General features: G+C 34.8%; 12 protein-coding genes. 4 read left to right on the plus strand and 8 right to left on the minus strand.

Going from position 1 to position 17,263, the window contains the following annotated elements:
- Nucleotides 1-19 precede the first annotated feature (19 nt).
- Nucleotides 20-220 (minus strand): hypothetical protein, encoded by a 201-nt coding sequence (locus B9Y84_RS00690; RefSeq protein ID WP_085515168.1) that lies wholly within the window; start codon nucleotides 218-220, stop codon nucleotides 20-22.
- Nucleotides 221-299: 79 nt separating this feature from the next.
- Nucleotides 300-3,848: a chromosome segregation protein SMC gene (gene smc / locus B9Y84_RS00695; protein WP_085515169.1), complete on the minus strand. Its 3,549-nt coding sequence runs from the start codon at nucleotides 3,846-3,848 to the stop codon at nucleotides 300-302.
- A gap of 250 nt (nucleotides 3,849-4,098) precedes the next feature.
- Here smc and B9Y84_RS00700 point away from each other — a divergent pair, with 250 nt between their 5' ends.
- The 3 genes from B9Y84_RS00700 to B9Y84_RS00710 are packed head-to-tail and all read left to right on the plus strand — an operon-like array spanning nucleotide 4,099 to nucleotide 8,468.
- Nucleotides 4,099-6,270, plus strand: coding sequence for a carotenoid oxygenase family protein (locus tag B9Y84_RS00700; protein ID WP_085515170.1), 2,172 nt, complete (start codon nucleotides 4,099-4,101; stop codon nucleotides 6,268-6,270).
- A 60-nt stretch (nucleotides 6,271-6,330) separates the two neighbouring features.
- A complete protein-coding gene (locus tag B9Y84_RS00705) occupies nucleotides 6,331-7,863 on the plus strand; it encodes a PP2C family protein-serine/threonine phosphatase (protein ID WP_085515171.1) in 1,533 nt (510 codons plus the stop codon).
- Between the two features lie 59 nt (nucleotides 7,864-7,922).
- On the plus strand, nucleotides 7,923-8,468 hold the full coding sequence (locus B9Y84_RS00710; RefSeq protein WP_085515172.1) for a hypothetical protein: 546 nt from the start codon (nucleotides 7,923-7,925) through the stop codon (nucleotides 8,466-8,468).
- On the opposite strand, the gene B9Y84_RS00715 is transcribed toward B9Y84_RS00710, so the two are convergent.
- The 5 genes from B9Y84_RS00715 to B9Y84_RS00735 form a co-directional block, all read right to left on the minus strand.
- Nucleotides 8,452-8,925 carry a hypothetical protein gene (locus B9Y84_RS00715; RefSeq protein ID WP_085515173.1) on the minus strand — a complete coding sequence of 158 codons (474 nt, stop codon included), beginning with the start codon at nucleotides 8,923-8,925 and terminating at the stop codon, nucleotides 8,452-8,454. The two genes, B9Y84_RS00710 and B9Y84_RS00715, sit on opposite strands and share 17 nt — an antisense overlap.
- Nucleotides 8,926-9,023: 98 nt before the next feature.
- Nucleotides 9,024-10,280, minus strand: coding sequence for a M56 family metallopeptidase (locus tag B9Y84_RS00720; RefSeq protein ID WP_085515174.1), 1,257 nt, complete (start codon nucleotides 10,278-10,280; stop codon nucleotides 9,024-9,026).
- A gap of 5 nt (nucleotides 10,281-10,285) precedes the next feature.
- On the minus strand, nucleotides 10,286-10,645 hold the full coding sequence (locus B9Y84_RS00725) for a BlaI/MecI/CopY family transcriptional regulator (RefSeq protein WP_085515175.1): 360 nt from the start codon (nucleotides 10,643-10,645) through the stop codon (nucleotides 10,286-10,288).
- 137 nt (nucleotides 10,646-10,782) lie between these two features.
- The gene (locus B9Y84_RS00730) at nucleotides 10,783-12,618 is read right to left on the minus strand and encodes a cation:proton antiporter (RefSeq protein ID WP_085515176.1); all 1,836 of its coding nucleotides are present in this window, start codon (nucleotides 12,616-12,618) and stop codon (nucleotides 10,783-10,785) included.
- Nucleotides 12,619-12,784: 166 nt separating this feature from the next.
- Complete coding sequence (locus B9Y84_RS00735) at nucleotides 12,785-15,352, minus strand: sensor histidine kinase (protein ID WP_139827905.1); 2,568 nt, start codon at nucleotides 15,350-15,352, stop codon at nucleotides 12,785-12,787.
- A gap of 286 nt (nucleotides 15,353-15,638) precedes the next feature.
- Between B9Y84_RS00735 and B9Y84_RS00740 the strand changes: the two genes are divergently transcribed.
- Complete coding sequence (locus B9Y84_RS00740; RefSeq protein ID WP_085515178.1) at nucleotides 15,639-16,193, plus strand: NUDIX domain-containing protein; 555 nt, start codon at nucleotides 15,639-15,641, stop codon at nucleotides 16,191-16,193.
- Here the strand turns inward: B9Y84_RS00740 and hisC are convergent.
- A complete protein-coding gene (gene hisC, locus B9Y84_RS00745; protein WP_085515179.1) occupies nucleotides 16,190-17,251 on the minus strand; it encodes a histidinol-phosphate transaminase in 1,062 nt (353 codons plus the stop codon). The genes B9Y84_RS00740 and hisC overlap by 4 nt on opposite strands.
- Between the last annotated feature and the right edge of the window lie 12 nt (nucleotides 17,252-17,263).

Below are 17,263 nucleotides of genomic sequence, written 5' to 3' on the forward strand. Positions count from 1 at the left end.
ATGAAAAAGATAGCCTTTTTTAATCCTCTTTATCTTTTCGCAACCATTTCTTCCGCATGATTAGCCCAAAAATAACAGAGAAAGCGATTGCCTTGAAAAATGATTCTTGAATTTGGGTACTCAATGTGGTTTCCTCTTTAAAAAGATACATAAGAAATGAATCAAGTATCCAAAATACTAGAGCAGTTATGCCGATTCGGATGAGAAATGTTTTATTCATTATGAAAGCTTAATTTTTTTTAAGCTACGAGGACTCTTTTGCAAACCCCGTAAATAATTTTGACTGCTTTATTTTGTAATTACTCTTCTAGGGTGTCTTCCAATTCTCTTAGATCCACAGGAACCACACGCGAAACTCCCAGCTCAACCATAGTCACGCCATAAATTACATCAGTGCTCGACATAGTCCTTTTGTTATGTGTTACAATTATAAACTGTGACTCTTTTGAGAATTCTCTTATTATATTATTGAATTTATCAATATTAGCATCATCTAGCGGGGCATCCACTTCATCAAAAATACAGAAAGGTGCTGGCTTTAATAGATAAATGGCAAAGAGGAGGGAAGTAGCCGTTAATGTTTTCTCTCCACCTGACAACTGATTGATGGTTAGAGGACGCTTCCCTTTAGGTTTAGCCATGATTTCTATTTTAGACTCCAAAGGATTGTCAGGATCAGATAATTGCAAATCACATTCATCTTCATGAGTAAATAGTGTTCTAAATACTTTTTGGAAATTATCTTTAATTTTTTCGTATGCTTCTATGAAATTAGTTCGAGCTACTTCATCAATTTCACTTATAGTATTTAATAGTGATTCTTTCGCATTGCGTAAATCTTCACGCTGCGTTAGAATGAAATCATTTCGCTCTTTGATTTCTTCATAAGCCTCCATTGCCATCGGATTAATTGGTCCAATGCGATCCATTCTTTCCTTGAGCTTACTCACAGCTTCTCTTAAATCTTCGGCACTCTCTTCAGTTTCGATTTCTTCTTCCTCTGAATTCATTATTTTATCCAGATCAATATCAAATTCTACTGAAAGTCTCTCCTTTACGCTATTGAGTTCTAGCTTTGTATCGTTCAGATTATTCTGAATTTGCATCAGAAGCTCGTCTACTTGTTCTTTACTGCGCTGAACATTCCGACTTTCCTTCTCAATTTCATCTATTTGACCGCGAGCAGCATAGTAATCTTTTTCCACGTCATTGACGCCTATTTCAATTTGTTCTTTTTCATCATACATACCCAATAATTCATCATCATTGGTTTCTGAGGTGTCAATTATGCCCTTGATTGCTTCTTCATTTTCTTTTAATTCAAATTGATTCTTTTCTAATCTTTCTTTACTGCTTTCAAAAGCAGTTTGCTTGTATCCTATTTCTTGTTCAAGGCTGTTGACTCTATTTTGTTGCTGATGAAATTCAATATTTTCCTGATTGAAAGCCGATGATTTTTGACTTAAAATTTCATCCTGAACACTGAGATCTTCACTGATAAGACTTAATCTTTGTTCAATCTCTTGAAGTTTCTCAGATTTTTCTTTTGCTTCAGGTTTTATACTTTCAATTTCCTCGGCTAAGGTTTCTCGTTGTTGCTCCATACCTTCACGTTTATTAGCGGCACTATTGAGCATTTGCGAAAATTGTTCCTGTTTTGTTCGGATAGAGACATATTCAGAATTTACCTCATTGATTTCAGACTGAAGAATTTCAATGTTTTCTCTGTAACTATGAACTTTTAGGTTATCCAAATCTTTTTGACGGCTTTCTAAGCTCTCTTTTATTTGACTTATCTTTTTGTTTAAGTCTTTAATTTCCACCTGTAGCTTTTCTAGGTTTTTTGCTCTACCAATTCTCTTTCCTTCAAACAGACCTACAGAGCCGCCCGACATGCTGAATTTCCTTTTGGTAACTTTCCCGCTTTGCGTGATGAAAATGCTTTCATTATCGTTAGGGATCGATTTATAGTCCCCTTTTACTACGTAGACGTTGTCTAAAATAAAACCGATTAATTTTTTGTACTTGGCATCGTATTCGACAATTTCCGTAGCTGCAATGGCTTGGTCATAGAGTTTTGAATCACTCGGTTTGAACTTTTCGAAATTATCCAGAATGAAAAAGTGAGCTTTCCCTTTGCTAGCATCACTCAATAAATTAACGGCCTCGAATGCTTGAGCTTCTGTTTCCACTATATAGTAATTCATATAGGGCTCTAAAAAATTTTCAATCGTAATTCGATAATCCTCAGAGCAGGTCAATACATCAGAGAGGAGTGGGGCGTTTTTACCCCATTTTGAGCTCTTTTTTAGAAATTTAATAGCTTCTGGAAAACCTTCTAAATTATCAACCAAGGATTTGGTTAGATTGTATTCATTTTCTCTTGCATCAAGCTTTCGTGAAGATTGGGTTAGTTCTTCCCTTATGAGTTCAATTGTATTCTTATGATCTTCGATTTGTTGATTAAGACTATCTTCCTTGTTTTTAAGATTAGTTAAATACTCATTTTTTTCCTTTAAGACTTTTGATAGCTCTTCTAACTTTGCATCAAACTCTTGCAAACTAGCCGATTGCTCTGTAGTATCGGTACTACTTTTTTCTAATTCTTGTTTTACAGAAGATAGCTGGATCTCTTTGATTTCTAATGATTTATTTAACTGATAAACTTCATTCTGTAAAGCTTTTTGTTGCTGATTTAAAGTATTAACTTCTTCTCGAATAGCAGATGTTTTGTTCTTTTGCTCATCAAATTCTGACTTTAGAACTTCAACTCTTTGCTCCGTTTCAAAGAAGATTTTCTCAGCTGAAGATTTTTCCTGCTCTAAACTTTTGATGCTAAAAGAAGCTCGCTCATTACTTTGTCTATCCTGCTCGATCTGACTTTTTAGACTGTCACTTTTATCTTGTAAAAAGCGTAATCGTTCATTCTTTATTTTCTTCTCACTTTCGTACTGTCTGATCTTATTGACATGTTCATTCAGTGCTTTTTGACGACTTGCCAATAATTTTTCTTTTTGTAATAATTCTGATTTACCTTTTTCTAAGGCAGCTTCTTGTTCAGCTAACTGTCTGTTTAAACTGACTTTTTTATCATTTTCTGCTTGAACTTGTTTATTTAACTTCAAAAAGACCTCTCTCTTATCAGCGACAGTTTTCTTTGCTAAAAGAATACTTTTCTCTTTGTATTCCCCTTTGTATTGATAGTATCGTTCGGCCTGTTTGGCTTGTTTTTCTAGCGACTTCAAGTTTTTCTCTATCTCGTAGAGTAAATCCTCAACTCGTTCTAAATCAGCATCAGTATCGGTTAATTTTTTTAAAGTTTCCTTTTTTCTGATTTTAAACTTGCTGATTCCTGCTGCCTCTTCAAACAATCCCCTTCGAGAATTATCTTTGTCTGTTAAGATATCATCCACCATCTTGAGCTCAATAATCGCATAGCTGTTAGAGCTTATTCCAGTATCCATAAAAAGATTAGTGATGTCTTTTAATCGACAACTTACTCCGTTCAGTAGATATTCACTCTCACCAGTCCTATAGTATCTTCTGGTAATTGTTACGTTAGAGTATTCGGTTGGTAGTAAGTTTTTAGTGTTATTGAAAGTCAGAGATACTTCGGCTAAATTACTTTGCTTACGTTTTTTTGTCCCATTGAAAATAACGTTTTCCATCTTGTCTGAGCGGAGCATTCGAGATTTTTGTTCTCCTAGAACCCATCTTATGGCATCTACTACATTGGATTTACCGCATCCATTTGGGCCTACGATACCTGTGATACCTTTGTCAAAGTTAATGACCATCCGGTCACCAAAGCTCTTAAATCCTTTTATCTCAAGTTTGGTTAGCTGCATAATTTTTACTCAAAAAATCTACGCTCGAAAAAGCGGATAACAAATTTATAATTTATTTGGAGAAGTGGGTAATGATAAGGAATCTTCTGTTTAAAAAATGCTATAACGGTTCGAATAAAACTAATCTATGCAGATAAGAATTGCTTCAAGTATTCAAAAATGATGTAAATAATATTGTAATTAGTTAATTTTTAGTTGAATTTTTATTATTTATGTAGCGGAAATAAAACCAATAATAATCACCAAAACTATGAGTCACCCAAACTTACTCACCTCTACCCGAGAGCCACTTGATATTGAATTGAAAGTTAAAGAAGGAACGATTCCAGAGGATTTATCTGGTTTCGTTTTTATCAATTCCGGCGCTGGAACTGTCAACAGTGGTGGATTGCCTTACGAAAGGAAGCTTCCAAACGGAGAGTTTAATCAAGAATTTGGTTCCCCTGTGATAAATGGTGATGGATATATGTATCGGTTCGATTTCACTGACTCAGGAAAAGTAAAGCTGAAAACGCGATTATTAAAAACCCCCTGTTTTTATGCTGATATTGCTTCGAGCCCGATTTTGAATCCCAACAATCCGTATGCTGAGATAGCTTTTAAGAATAGGGGCTTGGCAAGGATGTCAATGAAATTAGGGACAAGAAATCAAATCAACACCGCTATAACTCCTTTTCGAAAACCTGGTGATAAACAATCTCGATTGCTAGCTACTTTCGATGCTGGTAGACCATTTGAATTTGATCCCAAAAGCCTTGATTTAATTACTCCGATTGGAGAAAACAAATTCTGGAGGGCAGGGACTCCACCTTTTTTAAATAATCCTTTTCCAATGGTGCTAACAACAGCTCACCCTGTTTATGATCCGGAAACTAAGGAGGTATTTAGTGTTAATTTCACCAAGACCACTCGAAACCTATTAAGTGCAACTGAAATTTTTCATTTGATATTTAGTAGTGAAGAAGAGATTGAAAGGAGGTTGGAAGAGAGAATAAGTAGATGGGAGGAAATAGAGGATAAGGAGCAGGTAGTAAAAGAAGTTAATGATTTTTTTTACGAAGAAGCCGCTGAAAAAGAGCCAAAATCTATTTGGGATAAACTTCGACAATGGTACTGGAATTTGATTGGCAGGCATTTTTCAAATGAAGATGCAGTCTACTTAGTCCGTTGGACTGGAGAAAAGAATCCTAAATCTTTTAAAATTGTAAATGAAAATGGTTCAAATATCCAAATTCAGCACAACATGCATCAGATTGGTTTCACGAGAGATTATGTTCTCATGGCTGATACTAACTTCAAATTCACATTAGATGTTATGCTGAATAATCCTTTTCCAAATAATGCAAGAATTGACTCTTTTCTGAGAGAATTGTTGGATGGGGCACAAAATGATTATTCTACCCTTTATATCGTACATAGAAGAGATTTAGTTCCTGAAGCTGAAGAGGTCAAAGCTCATAAGGTGGTGCTTCCGGTCGAAACTGTTCATTTTTCTGCAAACTATGAAAACCCAGGAGGGGTGGTCACCTTACATGCTGCTCATAATTGTAGCGCATGTCCTGCTGAATGGGTTCGATATTATGACGAATGCAAATTACATAATAGGCCTATTGACCCTCAGCGAGTAGGTATGTTGGCTGTTGGCGAGATGGACATTGGTAAAATTGGAAAAATTGTTATTGATGTCAAGAACAGAGATAACCTCGAAGATAAAACGGTCTTTCTTCATCTAGAAGGTAGACCTGGTGAAAAAGATCCAGGCCCACATACTTGGGGAGTTGGGCTTTACACTTATCGTGATATGTTATCACCTGACAAGAATGTAGGAGAGATCAAGCATGTTTTTTGGCAGGCTTACGGTTTAGATGATCAACTTTTAACGGATTTTATTTACAGACTTTATCAAGACCCCAAAAGAAACCGAATTTACAGTGCTGAGCAAATGCTTGAATTCACTAAAAAAGGTGCTCCATTCGTTCTAGAGACCGTTGAGACTGATTCGATGAAGGTCACTGACCACTATAGTTTTCCTCAAGATTGTTTTATGTGGTCTTTACAGTTTATACCCAGTAACTCTTTAAATAATGATATTCCCGAATCTTTGAATGGTTATATTTTATGTACTGTCATCGGGAAGGAGGAAAATATTCCTAAAACTAGTTCTTATTTTTCTGAAATATGGATATTTGATGCGTCTAACCTACATAAAGGCCCTGTGGTTAAGCTAGATCACGATGAACTGCAGTTTGCTTTTACAATTCATTCTGTATGGGTGGAAGAAGCATCTGACGTAAGCCTTCCAGATTATAAAATTGATATAAAACAAGATTACGATGAACAGATAAGACATATTAAACGGAGGTGGTTACGTAAAAAAGTACAATCTTTAATGAAGGATCATGTTTACCCTCATTTTCGATAAATGATTTTTATATTTAGGAATTGTGTGCTAATCTCGCACTGAATTTTTTGAGAAAAATAGATGAAGCTAAATATAGCAGACAGTTTTGGGATCAATTTGAACGATGCTTGGAAGCAAGAGTATAAGCGTATAGGGCACATCTATGCACGGTGGGGGGCTCTCTTGGTTATTTTTCTATTTCCATTGAGCACTATTCCAGAACTTTCGATTGAAAAAGCAAATATCAATGTATGGTATGCATTTCGATACGGCCCATCTCTAGTAGTAGGGATAGTATATTTGCTCCATCAAAAATTTAAGTTTAGCCACGAATTACTTTTTGAAATAATTGCCTTTTGTCTTTTCACGTCTGCGGCTTATATGGTGGATTGTTCCGATTGGATGACTTACTTGATTTCAATTATTACGGTCTTTATCACAAGTGCGGTTTTAGTGATATTGAGGCCTTTCTATTTTGTGATTAATTTTTTTGCGGTTTTCTTGATTCAAGTTTTGGTGCATACCTATTTCTGCGATGCGGGAGTTCTAGATTATTTCATGATGAAGGGGGTGAATATACTATTGGTAGTTGGTATAGCTGCATTTTCGATGGCTGCATTTCGCTACTACATCATGAAAAACAATTTCATGCATCGAGTGGCATTGCAAGAGGCTCATTTTGAATTACAGGAGAGGAATCAGAGTTTAATCAAAGCACAGAAGGATTTACGGTTTAAAAGCGATCAGATTTCAGAGCAGAATGAGGAATTGAAAATGCAAAAAGAAGAGATTCTTTCGCAAAGAGATGCCATGCATTCACAAAAGGATTTCATCGAAAAGCAGAATAGAGATATAATCGGGAGTATTAGATATGCTCAAAGAATTCAATCCGCCATGCTACCGACCGATGCTTTTATCAAGAGCATGTTTCCGAAATCCTTTGTCTTATTCCTTCCGAGAGATATTGTGTCTGGAGATTTTTATTGGGCTGCAGAAGTCAATGGAAAGAAAATACTAGCCGCTATAGATTGCACGGGGCATGGAGTGCCGGGTGCTTTTATGTCATTAGTGGGCGATACGAATCTTAACCAGATAGTCCTTCAAGAAGGTGTAACTGATCCTGCAGAAGTTTTGAACAAGCTTCATGAGGGAGTAAATAGTTACTTAAAGCAATCTCAAAATGAAAATCAAGACGGCATGGATGCTGCCATTGCCGTTATAGACGAAAATGCAAAAACATTTCACTTTGCAGGAGCTCGAAATCCCTTGGTTATCGTAAGAGAAGATCAGCAAATAGAAGTGGTTAAAGGTGATAAGATTTCTATTGGAGGTAAACGAAAGGTAAACAATGACGATCAGTTCACTTCAAATGTTATTGATTATAATCCGAAAAACACTTATTATATTTTTTCTGATGGCTATCAAGATCAATTTGGTGGCCCCAAGGATAAGAAATTCATGGTAGGTAAATTACGAACGCTTCTTCAAGAAATTTCTGATAAGGAAACAACAGATCAGATGTTCCTTTTAAACAAGAAATTTGAGGATTGGAAAAGGGGTTACAGTCAAACGGATGACGTTCTACTAATAGGCTTTAAGCTTAATGAGTTCTGAATATTTATTTCCTTTAGTTTAGATAGTTTTTTTATCTAAAGTTTTAGTAATTTTATAATATGGAAGATTATAAAATCCTCATATATATTGTGCTCTCTATTCTCTATTTTTTATTCAAAGGTAGGGGAAAAAAGAAAAAGCCAGATACTAGAAAGAAAGAAGAGTCTCAATCAACTGAGCAAACCTCCGAAGGAAAGAGGAGACCTAAATCTTTTGAAGAGCTTTTGGCTGAACTAAGCGGTGAAAATCAGCAGCGAAGCATTGAATCGCAAAATGAGTCAGGTGAAATTTTGACGGATAGCGAGGATATTAGACCCCTTTCTGAGCAAGTTGATGAAAGACCTATAAATCAAGAGGTAAGCCAAAAAGATTACGAAAATGCGGATGAAACTCTAAAGGAACTTTACAAAAAAGGAGAGAAGCTGAAAAGTATAGACGAATTAGTAGATATTGAAGAGGTATCCACTCAAAGCAACAGATTTAGAGAGTTCGATGATAAAAAAAGCGAAAACCTTTTTGCAAAAGAAATAAGAGAAGGCTTATCAGATCCTGAAAGTGCAAAGAAAGCAATAGTTTATGCTGAAATCCTTAATCGGAAGTATTAATACTGACTTCGTCTAGATTATAATTTTCGACTATCCACTCATTATTACTGTTTTTCAGCAATTGAGCATTCAACAATATTTTTTGCTCTTTTTCATAATACATTCTGGAATTCTGATAAGAGAGCATGACTCTTGCTTTTGATTTTTTTAGATCAAATTCATCTATTCTAATGTAAAAATGATGCTCAAGCTCTTCAATTTCCTTTTCAGAGGTTATTCTGATAGATTTGTTTCGCACTTCAAATTGGACTTCATCGTTTTCTAGGTCGGGTAGGCCAACCATCAGTACTTCTAGCCTATTGTTAGTTCCCACAAACCGAGGTGAATAGGCAAGGTGCTTTTGAAACTCCTCTATATCAAAAACGCTTTGCATTACTGCTCTTTGTTGATTTCCATTATTAATCTTAGAAGGAAATATCAATGTACAAAAAATAAGAAGACTTGCTAAGTAGTTCATTCTCTAAGATATTAGTGTATTCGAAATATAAATAAAACTATTGAAAAGGAATATACTTTTCGAACCTAAATATGTCGTGAGTACTTTTTACAGCGGCATCAGTTTAATACGAATCTTACTGGAACTACTCTTCTTGAACGTACAGTTTCACCATTTTGCTTTCCAGGAATCCAATCACCGTAATTTTTAATCATATTAACGGCCACTTGATCGCACCCACCACCAATACCTTTTACAGCTTGAATATTGCTCAAACTTCCGTCTTTTTCGATTACAAATTGAATGTAGACTATTCCTTCTATTCCATTTTGAATTGCTTCTTGAGGGTAATTCCCCTTTAAGTCTTCGTTTAGAGCGTCATAAAAAGCTTGTACTCCTTCCCTTGGTTCGGCTTGGTTTTCCACTATAGAAAAGATGGTGTTTTCATCGACAGCTTTAGGTATTTTATCAGTTAGTTTTATACTGTCTTTTTTTAAGATAATCTCTTCAGTAGGGTTTAAGTCACAAGAAAAGAGTGCACTGATTAAGATGAAACTTAAAGCAACAATTACGGGCTTTGATTTCGATTTTTTGGAGCTTTTCAGCATATTTAGTCGACTCAAGATTGTTGGTTTTGCAAAATAGCTGACAAAATTAAGTCGATTTTGATTCAGCGTCTGGTGAATCAAAATTTGAGCATAATGTGATTTATCTGTCATCTCGCAGGCATATTCATCTGCTAGAAACTCGTGATTTTCCATTACATATTTTTTGATTTTCTTATGGAAAGGATTGAAAATCAGCAATGAGGATAGAATTTCTACCCAAATTATGTCAAAAAAGTGAAATGTTTTTCTGTGGGCTTCCTCATGCTTAATTATTACCTCTTGGTTTTCATCTTCCTGCAATTTTAGTGGTAAGATAGTTTTATTTAGGAACGTAAAGGGTGGGATATCATCTTCAATCCAGTACACGTTTCTTTTGTAATCCAATTTTGAAATTCTTTGAAGTAGATGAAACTTATTATAACTAGTAGCGAATCTAATGATGAAGATAATTACGGAAACGGAAACTAGTAAAGCGTAAATCCACGGAAGTAGGTTCTCAAGAATGAGAAAATTAGATTCTAATGCTGCCGAAGTGTCACCAGCAGTGGTAGCTGTTGATCCACTGTTAAAAAATTGGGGATCTATTATGGTTACATTATTTAGTAATTTGAAATCTAGCAATGGGGCAAGAATACTTGCCCCGTAAATTGCTAGAAGGTAATATCGATTAAAAGTGAAGTTCTTCTCATTTTTTAGCATAAAATGATAGAGACCACCTAAAATCAAGAATAGAATATGGGCTTTAAGAACGTAAATTAAGGTTTCCATGATGTTTACTTTTGATCTTTCAGATGCTTCATTACCTCATCAAGTTCAGAAGTGCTGAGGTTCTCTTCTTTTGCGAAGAATGATGCCATATTCGCAAATGAGCCTTCAAAATAGCCATGAATAAGTTTTTTTAAACTTTGTTTTTTGTACTCATCCTTTTTCAAAAGTGGGTAATACAAATAGCTTTTTCCCGTCTTTTCATGTCCAACTACTCCTTTTCTTTCTAAAATGCGAATAATTGTGCTTACAGTATTGTAGGCTGGTTTGGGTTCAGGTAAAGTCTCTAAAACTTCCTTTACATAAGCTTTTTTTAAGCTCCATAGCTTATGCATGATTTGTTCCTCTGCTCTGGTTAGTACTAACATAATTTTTCCCTATTATTTTGTTAAAAAAACTAATATAAAACTAATGCGTTAGTTTTGAAAGGAATTTTAATATTATTATTAGAAAAATCTAAATTTTTTGATAGGAGGCTATTAAATGACTAATGTGGAGACTAGCATCAGTCATTTTTGTTACTTGACATATTATAATTTCTATTCTTTAAAAAGATTAATCGGTCGTCTTTATTGACTTCTTCAGGGTAACCTGAGATTATGTGAAGTTTTTTCTCAGAGGTTATAATAAACAATGGTATGATAGTCTTACCTTTCTCTTCTAGAAATTCTTCGTATTCAGACTCTCCGTAAAATTTAACTTCAGATATTTCACTGTTTTGTCTTAAGAGATGGTTCAGACTTAAGTAATCTAACCTGGATTTGAAGAGCACATTTTTTGGTAGCGGTAAATTCTCGTTATCAGCTTCTTCTTTACTAACAATTCTGTAAGTATTTTCCATTCCTAGTTCATTATCGAACCAGCTCAATGCTAGTGAATTAATCCCAGAGTTACTTGTCACAGCCATCATTTTGCCAATTTGTGACAGATCTATCTCTTCAAATATCTCTTCAGAAAGTATATTACCTTCATAAACAGGTAGGTTAAGCTTTCTAGCCTCATTTACATTATGCTTGGCAGTATCAGCTAGTAAAACGTAAAATCCTTCTTTTTTTAAGAATAGAGCTAATTTTTTAGCTATTTCGTTAGCTCCTACAAAAAGCACACCCTGAGGTTCTTTCCTTAGCACTCCTAGCCATTTGCCTACGTATTTTGCACTGGTGCCTTGAATAACTACCGTACCTACAATGACTAGAAACACGAGCGGTAACAACAATTCTGCTTCTGATTTAATTGCGGCACTAGTTGAATCGGAGCTCAATAGATCTAGTGAGAATAGTGAAGCCACAGCCGCAGCAACAATTCCTCTAGGTCCGATCCATGCTATAAATAGCTTTTCTTGCCATCGGAGAGTAGAGCCAATAGAGCTCAGCCATACACCTAGTGGTCTCAAAATGAATATAACTACTGCGAATAAAACTAAACTTCTTGTACCTAATTGTTCAATCTGGGCAATGTCAATTCTACTGGAAAGTAGAATAAATAGCAGTGTCACCAGTATTAGACTGATATCTTCTTTAAAAGACAGTATTTTTTTGAAATCATCTAATTTCATATTGGCTAGTACGATTCCCATAATGGTTGTTGCCAATAAGCCAGCTTCTTTTTGTAGTAGATCAGAAACAGAGAACACCAATATTACAGTACCCAAAGTGATCACATTTCGCAGGTAGTCCGGAATTTTATTTTTACTAATGATATACCAAATTAAGACAGCGCCAAACCCACCGATGAAGAACCCAACGGAGATTGTGGTGAAGAAATCTTTCAGAGCTTCTACTGTATAATACTCTCCATTAGAAGAACTTTTTATAAACTCATAAACTAAAACGGCTATTAATGCTCCTAATGGATCTATTAGAATGCCCTCCCATTTTAAGATGGTATTAATTTTAGCATTGGGACGAACATTTCGTAAGATTGGCAATACAACTGTGGGGCCTGAAACAATTATTAAACCTCCAAAGAGCAATGCCATAGATAAACTTAAGTCCAGAATAGCAACAGCGGCAATTGTGCCTCCGATGAAAGTGATGATAACACCCACCACTAACAAATTTCGCACAGTGCTAGCTACAGTCCTGACTTCCTTTAAATTGAGCGTTAGTCCTCCTTCAAAAAGTATGACTCCAACAGAAAGGGATACAAAGGAGAAAAGTAAATCTCCTGAGAATATATTATCCCCGTTAATGAGCTTATTACCATCTGGGGTGAAAAAAGTGGAAATAGGTCCCACAAGAAGCCCAAACAAAATGAGGGGAAGAATAGCAGGTTGTTTTATTTTCCATGCCAGCCACTGCGCAAAAACGCCTAATACTAAAATGCTCGCTAATTCTATCATTTTGTAAGATTTCTGATTAAATCAATTCTAAAAATAGAGATTAATTGCGGGAATTGTTATCTAATTTGAGATTTATTTGTTTGACATTAAATGAATGAAAATCAAAATGAAAATAGTATAATTTAAGGGTTTATGGACTTGCTGTGGTTGAAGGTGGAACGATTTATTATTTCTTTATGTAAAGCTTTTCATTATTTGGCTCTAGTGCTTCGTTAATGCCAACTAAAGGAAATTTTAAGATAAATGTGCTACCATTATTAATGTTGCTGTTTATTTCAATTTTACCTTTTAGGATATCGATAGCTTTTTTTACTATGTATAATCCTAGACCATTTCCTGTCGAGATTTGAGAAGTTCGCTTAAACATACTAAAAATCTCTTTTTGCATTTCATCAGATATTCCAATTCCATTATCATGCACACTTAGCATAAGCTCATCATCCTCTACTACCACATTAATTTCAATTTCGACTGTCGTTGAGTAATTAAAAATCAAGCTATTTTCAATCAAATTTTTCAGGCAAATTTCAAGTATCAGGGGGTAGAACAATACGGCTTTAGTAGAAGTTTTAATACTGATATTGCTATTGTAGTTGCTTCCATCAATCGATTTGTTTGTAATCACATCGTCAACTATTTGTTTAACTTCATTTTCTAAATCAAGGATTTTTGGTGATTTGAAATTTTCAAAATCGCCTAAGAGACTCACGGCTTGTAGTTTTTTAACTAGGCTATCAAGTTTTTTTACGGTGATGTTTACCTTGTCGAAAAGAACAGTAGCCTCTTCCGAAAGAATATAGCCCCTAGAAATACTTACCAACCCCATTAAAGTGGTGAGAGGCCCTCGAAAGTCATGCGAGGCCCTGTAGAAAAAATGATCTAATTCTGAAAGTGCTTCTTCTAAAGCTAGTGTTCTATCTTTAACTCTTTTCTCTAGAAATTCATTAAGCTCGTGGACATGATCATTGGCTTCTTTTAATTCTTCTGATTGAGCTACAATTTCTTCTTGTTTTTCCTGAATTTCGTAATTGAGATCTCGTAATTGATGATTAGTTTTAGTTCTAATTTTAAGATATCTAAAAATGATATAGCTGAGAATAAGTAGAATTAGAATGCCAATGGTTAACAGAATCAATGTATTTCGTTGTGATTCTATCGTTTTCTGATTTAAAGCAATTGTTTGCTCATTGTTCTCTTTTTGAAGATTTAGCAGAGATAACTCTTTCTCTTTATTTTTTAGGTCATAGGTCGTTTCCAGAGTGGCTAATTCGAGTTTCGTATTTTCTTCCGATAGCTCTTTTTGTGTTTTTAGCGCTTCTTTAAGATATTGACTTGCTAGTAGGTGATTATTAATTCTGGAATTTAAATTTGATTGAGCTTCTAGGATTTTTAAGAGAAAGTACTTTTCGCCTAATCCTTTTGCTCTTTTCTCACCTACTCGGAAATAATATTGAGCTGAATCCAATTGGTTTTTTTTCATAAAATATTCACCAAGTATCCAATCTCCTTCTATTAAACCTATTGTGTTTCTAAATTTCTCATCTACTTTATAGCCGTATCTATACAAATCAAGTGCTTCTTGGTCCTTCCCTAGTTTCTCTAATACTATGGCCTTATTGAATTTGGCAGCGGCTATGGATCTGATGTTTTGCGTGATTTCTTGATAGTAGATAGATGAATCAAAATAGAAATTAGCAGAGTCGTACTTTTTTAGATCAGTATATAGGGAACCATAGGCATTATGAACATTACCTAGATATTTTAGGTTGGAGATATTTCTTGCAATCACGATCGATTGTTTTAAATATTTCTTTGCTCGTTCTTCCATTTGCATCGAAAAGAAAATCCAGCCTAATTCATAATAAGCTATCATAGTTTCATTCTGATTGCCATTCTTTTCAAATACTCTTAAAGCCTCAAAAATGTAATCACTGGCATCATTGTACTGACCCATCCAGGAAAGCAGGGATCCTGTAAAAAGATTCACGTTTGCCTGTCCAAATTCGTAGCCTAGGCTATCATAAACAGTTTTTGCTGCTAGAAGTAATTCTGAACTTCTTTTATACTGACTTATTTCCATTGCATTTTGAGCTAAGAGCAAATGAATTTCAGCAGCGTCCATTTTATTATGGGGATCGATATAATCCTGTAATAATATGCTCAATAGAGAATCTGATTTCTGATATTGAGCGGTAAGATGGTAGTATTTAGCTTTTAGTTTGTAAGCTTTTTGTCTAGATTCTAAAGTAAATTCATCTTCTTTAAATTGATCTAAAATTGTAATAATTGATTTGGACTTTTCCGTTGAACCTAAGGATATGGAAGCGGATAATTTGATCATTAACAATTTGTAATACTCTGCATCTTTGAATCTAAGTTGACTAATCCTTTTGTTAGCCAAATTTATTACATCCATAAATCGACCAGTTTTTGACATAGCGGAAGTGGTAATAGCCATGTATTTATGAACGATTATTCCATTTTGAGCTGCGACTTCCGTAGCCTTTTTATAATAAAATATAGCGCTATCGTAATTTAAGTCTGTATAGAAGGAAATTCCATATTGAGCATAAGCTTCAGCTTTTAATAAAGGGCTCGTTTCGCTGTTAAGCTGTGAAAATGCTTCTGCAGCTGCTCTTTGCGCTTTTGGTATGTTATTATGCCAGTTCTCATCCGCCTCTTTTAATAAGGTTGATATAGTTTCTCTATCTTCCGTAGGTTTGGATTGACTCAATAAACCCCTTGGAACTAATATTATACAGAATAATAGTAGTAAATACTGAAAATTTAAGATATATGAATTTACTCTTCCCAAAGTGCAATTTTGTCAAGTAAATTGTTTATTTTTTTTCTAATAGTAAACTAAATTGATAAATAAGTTCTTTATTTTCGATAATCTTTAACATTAGCTAGTTTAAAATCAGATGATTAAATTTGTGATTGTCAAATTCTAAGCAAATTATTACAGCTTCGAATTATTTTAAATGCTATCTTTTTTATCCGTTTTATAAGAATTTTGTATGTCAATTAATCCATGGAAGCTTATAAACTCCAATATCCAATACAATAATCAGTGGATTAGAGTGGAAGAACACGATGTCATTAATCCAAGCGGGGGAAAAGGGATTTATGGTAAAGTACACTTTAAGAATATAGCTGTGGGTGTGATCCCTATTGATGATGACGGAAATACTTGGCTTGTCGGTCAATATCGGTATCCATTAGATGAATACAGCTGGGAAATACCAGAAGGAGGCTGTCCCCTAGGTGAGAAAGAGCTTGATGCTGCCAAAAGGGAACTGAAGGAAGAAACGGGTTTAACGGCTCAACACTGGGAGGAGCTATTAAGAATTCATACGAGCAATTCTGTCTCTGATGAGCGCGGTGTAGTTTTTATCGCAAAAGAACTCTATCAAGGGAAAACTCAATTTGAAGAAACAGAAGACTTGAAAATTAAAAAGCTCCCTCTAAAGGAAGCTATTCAAATGGTCATGGATGGAAGCATTACTGATAGTATCAGTATGGCCGCACTGTTGAAGTTGAAGGTTCTTCTCCAACACAGTGATCTTAACTAGACTTTTTCTACTATTTCATATAAAGCTAAAATTAAACTTTCATTTTGACTTTCAGTCCCCACTGTTACTCTTAGGCAATTATTGCATAATTTCACATTAGATCGGTCCCTAACTACAATACCTTTTGCAATAAGTTTTTGATAGACTGCTCTTGCATCATTTAGTTGCACTAAAATAAAATTCGAATCAGTCGGAAACACTCTTTTGACACCAGGAATATCTTGAAGCTTTTGGTAGAGTTTATCTCTTTCCGATAAGATTGTGTTTATTTGTTGTTCAAATGCCTCTATATTTTTGAGCGATGTTGATACTAGTCTCTGGCTTGGTCCGCTAATATTGTAAGGAGGTTTAACCTTATTTAAAATTGCAATTAATTCTTGATTTGCAAATGCAATTCCCAGTCGAGCCGAAGCTAATCCCCAAGCTTTACTTAAAGTTTGTAGCACAACCAAATTGGGATATTTTGATAGTTCATGTATCCATGAATTTTGAGCAGAAAAGTCAATGTAAGCTTCATCAATTACCACAATCCCCTTGAAGCTCTCTAATAGTTTCTGAATATCATCTTTTCTTAGGCTATTGCCGGTCGGATTATTAGGAGAACAAATAAAAAGCATTTTGCTTTGCTCATTGGCATTTTTCAAAATTGAGTTGATTTCCAGTTGAAAATCTTCGGATAAGGCGACTTCTATATTTTCAACATTATGAATAGAAGAGGAAACCTTATACATTCCGTAGGTAGGGGGACATGTAATAACATTCGATTCTCCCGCCTTGCAAAAGATCCTGAACAATAAATCAATGGCCTCATCACTGCCATTACCTAAAAACATATTCTCGGACGGAATTCCTTTTATTTTGGCTAGTTGATTTTTGATTTTTTTTTGTAAAGGGTCAGGGTAGCGATTCCAGTTTTGCTGTTCCTCATCAAATGGGTTTTCATTGGCATCTAAAAACACCTTTGCATCCCCTGAAAATTCATCTCTAGCTGATGAATATGCTTGTAAACTCAATATGTGAGGAAGTACTAATCCCTTCCAATTAGGAATATTGCTCATTTTGGCAAATCA

It is taken from the genome of Marivirga sericea (assembly GCF_900177665.1).
Taxonomy (GTDB): Bacteria; Bacteroidota; Bacteroidia; order Cytophagales; family Cyclobacteriaceae; genus Marivirga; species Marivirga sericea.